Raw genomic sequence first — 7,342 nt, 5'->3', positions numbered from 1 at the left:
GGGTAACGTTGTGGTCCATGGAAGCAGCGCACCCCCAGGCCGCCGAGGTCGTCGTTCGTCTTGATATCAACTCGCCCGAAGAGATGCGGGAGTTGGGGCTGCGGCTCGCCGCCGTCGCCCGGCCCGGGGATCTCGTCATGCTCACCGGGGAGCTCGGGGCGGGGAAAACGACCCTGACGCGCGGGCTCGGGGAAGGGCTCGGGGTGCGCGGTGCCGTGACCTCGCCCACCTTTGTCATCGCCCGGGTCCATCCGCCGTTGGGCGACGGGCCCGCGCTGGTGCACGTGGACGCGTACCGGCTGGGCGGCGGGCTCGATGACATGGAGGATCTCGATCTCGATGTCGCGCTGTCCGACTCCGTCGTGGTGGTGGAGTGGGGCGACGGCAAGGTCGAGGAGCTGTCGGACGACCGGCTGCGGGTCGTCATCGACCGGGCTGTGGGCGATACGGACGACGAGCGCCGCGTGGTCACGGTGACCGGGACCGGGGAGCGGTGGGCGCGGACGGGGCTGGCCGCTCTGGCCGGCTGAGGACGTACAGATTCCGACAGCGCGTCGGCAAGGTGTTGCACAGGCCAGGTCGGGCATGGTCCCATGGGATCGCGGGCCTTGGTTAGGTCTGCCTAACTACGCTCGGTCCGGGAGGCAGTCATGGAGATGTCGGGAGTCGTACCCCAGTCGCCGTCCGCCGTGTCGATGCGCGATCTGCTGGCCTCCTGCGCGGCCGCCGCCGCGGTGTCCACGCCGCCGCAGGAGGAGGAGCAGGAGCAGGACCGGGATCAGGAGAACGCGGAAGAGCGGCGCGACGCCGCGTAATCCGTACGGGTCACCCCGGCGCTACGGGACGACGATGACCTTCGTGCCGATCGTCGCGAACGGCCACATCACGTCCCCGTCCGCCGGCTTCATCCGGACCCCGCCCGTCTTGCGGCTCGGGTCCGGGCTCGGCATCGAGCCGTCCACCGCCGCGCTGAAGCCGATCGTCACGTCGTCGACGGACGTGAAACGGACGACATGCTCGATCTGGACCCCGTCGGAGCCGGTGACGGACCCCGCGCGCGAGTAGACCCTGTACGAGCCTGCCGGCGGGTTGACCGTGCTCGGTGTGACATCGAAGCTGCGGCTCAGCTTGCCCGCGCTGCTCACCAGCCATACGTGCTTGGCGCCCAGCGCGTACACGACCCGCATCCCGCTGCCCGAGTCGGCCGGCAACGTGAGGGCCGCCGGGGTGCTCGGCTTCTTCGACGTACCCGACGGCGAGGTCGACGGCGAGACGGTCCCGGCGGGTGCTGCCAGGCTGTCGGGGGCGTTCGCCGAGGCCTGGTAGGCGAGGAAGGCGACCACGGTGAGGGCCGCCGCCGTGAGCCCGGCCACGATTCCCGAGCTGGTCCTGGCCACCTGGGGTGCTCCTCTGCCGTACGTACGATTTTGCGCTGGTCGTCGCCGACGGTAGCAGCCGGGGGCGGGCCGGGCTCGGCGCCGTGCCTCCGTCGTCGTGGCCGTAGGCTGTTCGCGTGCTTCTGCTCGCCGTTGATACCGCCACGCCCGCCGTCACCGCCGCCCTCCACGACGGTACGTCCGTCGTGGCCGAGTCCTCTCAGGTGGACGCGCGACGCCACGGGGAACTGCTGCTGCCCGCCGTCGACCGGGTCCTCTCCGAGGCCGGGGTGAAACTCGACGCCGTGACGGGGATCGTCGTCGGGGTCGGGCCAGGCCCCTACACCGGGCTGCGCGTGGGGCTGGTGACCGCCGCCACCTTCGGCTCCGTGCTCGGGGTGCCGGTGCACGGGCTGTGCACGTTGGACGGGCTCGCGTACGCCTCCGGGATCGAAGGGCCCTTCGTCGTCGCCACGGACGCGCGGCGCAAGGAGGTCTACTGGGCGCGCTACAGCGACCCCCGTACGCGGGTGAGCGAGCCCGCCGTCGACCGGCCCGCCGATGTCGCCACCGAACTGCCGGTCGTGGGCGCGGGCGCCGTGCTGTACCCGGAGGCCTTCCCCGACGGCCGCGGCCCTGAGCACGTGTCGGCGGGCGCGCTGGCCGGTCTTGCCGCGGAACGGCTCGCGGCCGGGGCCGACTTCCTGCCCGTAACGCCGCTCTATCTGCGCAGGCCCGACGCCCAGGTGCCCAAGAACTACAAGGTGGTCACCCCCAAATGACCGCGGTACTGCGCGAGATGCGCTGGTGGGACATAGAGGGCGTTTTTGAGCTTGAGCGCGCCCTCTTCCCCGACGACGCCTGGTCCACCGGGATGTTCTGGTCCGAGCTCGCCCATGCGCGCGGTCCTGGCGCGACCCGGCGCTATGTGGTCGCGGAGGACGGCGAGAAGGTCGTCGGGTACGCGGGGCTCGCCGCGGCCGGCGGGCTCGGTGACGTACAGACGATCGCCGTCAGCAAGGAGGCCTGGGGCACCGGGCTCGGCTCCGAGCTGCTGACCGATCTGCTCAGGCACGCCACCGCCTTCGAGTGCGAGGAGATCCTCCTCGAAGTGCGCGTGGACAACACCCGGGCGCAGAAGCTGTACGAACGCTTCGGCTTCGAGCCCATCGGATTTCGGCGCGGCTACTACCAGCCGGGGAACGTGGACGCGCTCGTGATGCGTCTCGTGGTCCAAGGAACAGAGAACAGAGAACTGAACTGATGGCTGACGAACCTCTGGTACTCGGTATCGAGACCTCCTGCGACGAGACGGGCGTCGGCATCGTCCGTGGCACGACCCTGCTCGCGGACGCCATCGCGTCGAGCGTGGACACGCACGCGCGCTTCGGCGGCGTCGTGCCCGAGATCGCCTCGCGTGCTCATCTGGAGGCGATGGTCCCCACGATCGAGCGCGCGCTGAAGGAGGCGGGCGTCAAGGGCAGCGACCTGGACGGCATCGCGGTGACGGCCGGGCCGGGTCTCGCGGGGGCGCTCCTGGTGGGCGTCTCGGCGGCGAAGGCGTACGCGTACGCGCTGAACAAGCCGCTGTACGGGGTCAACCACCTGGCCTCCCACATCTGCGTCGACCAGTTGGAGCACGGGCCGCTGCCCGAGCCGACGATGGCGCTGCTGGTGAGCGGCGGGCACTCCTCGCTGCTGCTGGCCCCCGACATCACGTCGGACGTACGGCCGCTGGGCGCGACCATCGACGACGCCGCGGGCGAGGCCTTCGACAAGATCGCGCGGGTGCTGCAGCTCGGCTTCCCCGGCGGCCCGGTCATCGACCGGCTCGCCAAGGAGGGCGACCCGAAGGCGATCGCGTTCCCGCGCGGACTGACGGGGTCCAAGGACCCCGCGTACGACTTCTCCTTCTCCGGTCTGAAGACCTCCGTCGCGCGCTGGATCGAGGCCAAGCGGGCGGCGGGCGAGGAGGTGCCGGTACGGGACGTGGCGGCGTCCTTCCAGGAGGCCGTTGTCGATGTGCTGACGCGGAAGGCCGTACGGGCCTGCCTCGACGAGGGCGTCGACCACCTGATGATCGGCGGCGGTGTCGCCGCCAACACCCGGCTGCGCGCGCTCGCCGCCGAGCGGTGCGAGAAGGCGGGGATCCGGCTGCGGGTGCCGCGGCCCGGACTGTGCACCGACAACGGGGCGATGGTGGCCGCGCTCGGCGCGGAGATGGTGGCGCGCAACCGGCCGGCGTCGGACTGGGAGCTTTCGGCGGACTCGTCGCTGCCGGTGACGGAGCCGCACGTGCCCGGGCACACGCACGATCACGTACACGATCACGACCATGTGCACGAGGTCAGCAAGGACAACCTGTACTCATGAGCGTCGCGTTGATGTGGGAGGCGCGGGCGGTCGATGGCCGGGGGGCGGAACTCCTCGACTGGGCGCGTGCGCAGGCCCTTGAAGGCAAGCACAGCTCGCCCGAGCCGGTACGGCAGGAGTTCTTCCGGGCGCCCCAGGACCGGGTGCTCGTGATCACCTGGTGGGATGCCGGGTACGACGCGGAACTGCCGGAACTCCCGGAGCCGGGAGCCGAGTTGATCGCCCGGGCCGTGCACCGCTGGCGCTTCGAAGCGCTCTGACCGCTCTCGGCGGAATATGAGTTTTTCCCTGGAATTAACGGCTACCCGTAGGGGGTGGGTCGATTCGGACGTATGTTCCTCCGCATGACGGACGAACAGCCAGGTCAGCGGCGACGCCGCACACGCGTGCTCAGAGCCATGGGCATCGTCCTCGGCGCCACCCTCGTGGTGGGCGCTGCCGGGGCGGGATGGGCGTACTGGCACTTCGACCGGAACATCAAGGGCGTCGACATCAACAGCGCGCTGGGCACCGACCGCCCGCAGCGCGCCTCGGCAACCCCGTCCGCCTCCGCGTCGGCGTCCCTGCCGGCCGTCCCGAGCGGCACGATGAACATCCTCGTGCTGGGCTCGGATTCGCGTACAGGCAAGAAGAACCAGGCACTCGGCGGCGGGGAGAGCGGCGGCGCCCGCTCCGACACGGCGATGGTCGTCCACATCAACGCCGACCACACCGCGGCCACCGTCGTGTCCATACCGCGCGACACCCTGGTCACCCGGCCGTCCTGCCCGACCCCCTCCGGGGGCAGCACGTCGGTGGCGTACAACGCCATGTTCAACAGCGCCTACTCCGTGGGCGGTCCGGTCTGCGCCGTGAAGACGGTCGAGAAGATGACCGGCGTACGGATGGACCACTACATGGAGATCGACTTCGCCGGGTTCGCGGAGCTGATCGACGCCCTGGGCGGGGTCACGGTGACCACCACGCAGGACATCGACGACAAGGACAGCCATCTGCGGCTGGCGGCCGGCACCCACCGGCTCGACGGGAAGCAGGCGCTCGCCTTCGCCCGTACGCGCCATGCCCTCGGAGACGGCAGCGACCTGGGGCGGATAGTGCTCCAGCAGCAGCTGGTGAAGGCGATGCTCACGGAGATGTCGGCGGGGGACCTGCTCACCGATCCGCTGAAGCTCTACAAGGTGGCCGACGCGGTCACCGGGAGCCTGACGACCGACACGGGCCTCGACTCGCTCGGTGAGCTGACCGATCTGGCCCAGGGGCTGCGGCAGATCGAGCCCGGCGCGCTCACGACCGTGATGATGCCGGTCCTGCAAGCACCCTCCGACCGCAACAGGGTGGTCGCCGACGAGCCCGAGGCGAGCGAGCTCTGGGCCTCCCTGCGCTGAATCCGCTGAATCCGCTGGGCCGAAAGAATTCTTCGCGGGGTGTGTCGATTTCGGCGTGCGTCATTCGACGCACTAGTGAGAGGACGGGGAAACACCCCGCCGACCATGCTTGAGGAGACTGTCATGCCGCGCTTTCTTTCGATCATCCGTGTGGACGAGAGCAACTCTCCCGCCGAGCCCAGCGCCGAGCTGATGGAACGGATGGGGGTGCTCATGGAGGAGATGACCAAGGCGGGCGTCATGCTCGACACCGGCGGCCTCGGGCCGATCGACACCGGCCGCAGGGTGCGTTGGAACGGCGGGAAGGCGACCGTGCTCGACGGTCCCTTCGCCGAGGCCAAGGAGGTCGTCGGCGGGTACGCGATGCTGCAGACCAAGGACATCGACGAGGCCGTCGAGTGGACCAAGCGGTTCGTCCAGGTGCACGAGCCCGAGTGGGACATCACCTGTGAGGTGCGCCAGGTCTTCGGTCCCGGCGACGAGTAGGCGACGAGTAGCAGTTGCCGGGCTGCTGTACGGCTGCTCTGATGGGTGGCCGTGACGGCAGGAAACGCGGTCGAGGCCGTATTCAGGATCGAGTCGGCGCGGATCATCGCCGGTGTCACCCGGATCGTGCGGGACGTGGGCATCGCCGAGGAGATCGCACAGGACGCGCTGGTCGCCGCGCTGGAGCAGTGGCCCGAGGCAGGCGTACCGGACAATCCGGGCGCCTGGCTCATGGCCACGGCCAAGCACCGGGCGATCGATCTCGTACGCAGACGGGAGACGTACGCCCGCAAGCTCGCCGAGGTCGGGCGGACGCTGGAGGAGACGGCCCCGCCGCCGGACGAACCCGCGGGGCCCGGCGACATCGACGACGACCTGCTGCGGCTGATCTTCACCGCCTGCCACCCCGTCCTCTCCGCCGAGGCGCGCATCGCGCTCACCCTGCGACTGCTCGGCGGGCTGACCACGGACGAGATCGCCCGCGCCTATCTGGTCGCCGAGCCGACGGTCGCGCAGCGGATCGTGCGGGCCAAGCGGAAGCTGGCGACCGCCGGGGTCCCCTTCGAGGTCCCGTACGGGAAGGACCGCGAGCAGCGCCTCGCCTCGGTCCTCGAAGTCATCTACCTGATCTTCAACGAGGGGTACTCGGCGACCACAGGGGACGACTGGACACGGCCCGCGCTCTGCGAGGACGCGGTGCGCCTCGCGCGGGTGCTGGCCGGGCTGATGCCCAAGGAGAGTGAAGTCCTCGGCCTGGTCGCCCTCCTGGAGATCCAGGCCTCGCGGATGGGCGCGCGGACAGGGCCCGAAGGACAGCCGGTGCTGCTCGCCGACCAGAACCGGGGGCGGTGGAACCAGCTGCTGGTGCGGCGCGGGTTCGCCGCGCTGCTGAAGGCGGGGGAGCTGGGCGGGGCGACCGGGCCCTACGCGGTCCAGGCCGCCATCGCCGTCTGCCACGCACGGGCGGGGAGCTGGGCGGAGACGGACTGGGCGCGGATCGCGGCCCTGTACGCGATGCTGCCGCCCTCACCGGTGGTGGAGCTCAACCGGGCCGTGGCGGTGTCGATGGCGGACGGGCCTGAGGCGGGGCTCGCGATCGTGGACGTACTGGCCGAGGAGCCGGCGCTGGCCGGATACCACCTGCTGCCGAGTGTGCGCGGGGACCTGCTGGAGCGGGTGGGGCGTACGGCCGAGGCGCGGGCGGAGTTCGAGCGGGCGGCCACCCTGACACGCAACGCGGCGGAGAAGGCCCTGCTGCTCAGGAGGGCCAGGGGCTCCGCCCCGGACCCCCGGTAAGCGACCTTCGGCCGCTTGTCCTCAATCGCCGGACGGGCTGATTTTGCCCATGTGCGCTTGCACGCACAGGCACAAGCAAGCGCACAGCGGAAAAATCAAGCCCGTCGAGGGGGTCCCCCTGCTCGAGCGAAGCCGAGGGGTCCGGGGCGGAGCCCCGTGACGCGCGCCCGCGGAGGGCCCCTGCCTGCATGAGTGAACCCGGCCGCCCATTTCTGCATCTTGCTTGGCGCAGGTCGCAGACGTCGGCAAGACCGGACAAGAGGTTCGAGCGTGCGCAAGAAGGTCGCGGGGCTGGTTCTCGGCAGTGTGCTGGGCGGTGCTCTGATCGCCGGATGCACGTCCGGGTCGGGCTCCGGTCCGGGGGAGACGCATACGCCGGCCGCCTCCGCCCCGGGGAAGGCCCCCTCCACCGCGCACCCCGACGCG

General features: G+C 70.7%; 10 protein-coding genes. 9 read left to right on the top strand and 1 reads right to left on the bottom strand.

The genetic code is table 11. The features are described 5' to 3' along the window. Positions 1 to 17: 17 nt before the first annotated feature. Both tsaE and J0695_RS25480 read left to right on the top strand, forming a co-directional pair. Positions 18 to 530, top strand: a complete 513-nt coding sequence (gene tsaE / locus J0695_RS25485; protein WP_206965664.1) for a tRNA (adenosine(37)-N6)-threonylcarbamoyltransferase complex ATPase subunit type 1 TsaE — start codon at positions 18 to 20, stop codon at positions 528 to 530. A 120-nt stretch (positions 531 to 650) separates the two neighbouring features. After that, positions 651 to 815: a hypothetical protein gene (locus J0695_RS25480; protein WP_206965662.1), complete on the top strand. Its 165-nt coding sequence runs from the start codon at positions 651 to 653 to the stop codon at positions 813 to 815. 21 nt (positions 816 to 836) lie between these two features. Here the strand turns inward: J0695_RS25480 and J0695_RS25475 are convergent, their stop codons facing one another. Further along, positions 837 to 1,397, bottom strand: a complete 561-nt coding sequence (locus J0695_RS25475) for a hypothetical protein (protein ID WP_206965661.1) — start codon at positions 1,395 to 1,397, stop codon at positions 837 to 839. Positions 1,398 to 1,513: 116 nt separating this feature from the next. Between J0695_RS25475 and tsaB the strand changes: the two genes are divergently transcribed. The 7 genes from tsaB to J0695_RS25440 all read left to right on the top strand — a co-directional run bounded on the left by tsaB (position 1,514) and on the right by J0695_RS25440 (position 6,916). Further along, positions 1,514 to 2,158, top strand: a complete 645-nt coding sequence (tsaB, locus tag J0695_RS25470; RefSeq protein WP_206965659.1) for a tRNA (adenosine(37)-N6)-threonylcarbamoyltransferase complex dimerization subunit type 1 TsaB — start codon at positions 1,514 to 1,516, stop codon at positions 2,156 to 2,158. Beyond that, positions 2,155 to 2,640, top strand: coding sequence for a ribosomal protein S18-alanine N-acetyltransferase (rimI, locus tag J0695_RS25465; RefSeq protein ID WP_206965657.1), 486 nt, complete (start codon positions 2,155 to 2,157; stop codon positions 2,638 to 2,640). The genes tsaB and rimI overlap by 4 nt, the downstream gene beginning before the upstream one ends. Beyond that, positions 2,640 to 3,749, top strand: coding sequence for a tRNA (adenosine(37)-N6)-threonylcarbamoyltransferase complex transferase subunit TsaD (gene tsaD, locus J0695_RS25460; protein WP_206965655.1), 1,110 nt, complete (start codon positions 2,640 to 2,642; stop codon positions 3,747 to 3,749). Before rimI ends, tsaD begins: the two co-directional genes overlap by 1 nt. Then, a complete protein-coding gene (locus tag J0695_RS25455) occupies positions 3,746 to 4,009 on the top strand; it encodes a hypothetical protein (RefSeq protein WP_206965653.1) in 264 nt (87 codons plus the stop codon). The genes tsaD and J0695_RS25455 overlap by 4 nt, the downstream gene beginning before the upstream one ends. Before the next feature lie 84 nt (positions 4,010 to 4,093). Beyond that, the gene (locus J0695_RS25450; protein ID WP_242553173.1) at positions 4,094 to 5,134 is read left to right on the top strand and encodes an LCP family protein; all 1,041 of its coding nucleotides are present in this window, start codon (positions 4,094 to 4,096) and stop codon (positions 5,132 to 5,134) included. 123 nt (positions 5,135 to 5,257) lie between these two features. Beyond that, entirely contained in the window at positions 5,258 to 5,620 is a 363-nt protein-coding gene (locus J0695_RS25445) for a YciI family protein (protein WP_206965648.1), read from the top strand. Between the two features lie 51 nt (positions 5,621 to 5,671). After that, a complete protein-coding gene (locus J0695_RS25440; protein ID WP_206965646.1) occupies positions 5,672 to 6,916 on the top strand; it encodes an RNA polymerase sigma factor in 1,245 nt (414 codons plus the stop codon). The last annotated feature ends 426 nt before the right edge of the window (positions 6,917 to 7,342 follow it).

This window comes from Streptomyces beijiangensis (genome assembly GCF_017315755.1).
Classification (GTDB): Bacteria; Actinomycetota; Actinomycetes; order Streptomycetales; family Streptomycetaceae; genus Streptomyces; species Streptomyces beijiangensis.
This window is presented reverse-complemented; position numbering and strand designations above follow the sequence as displayed.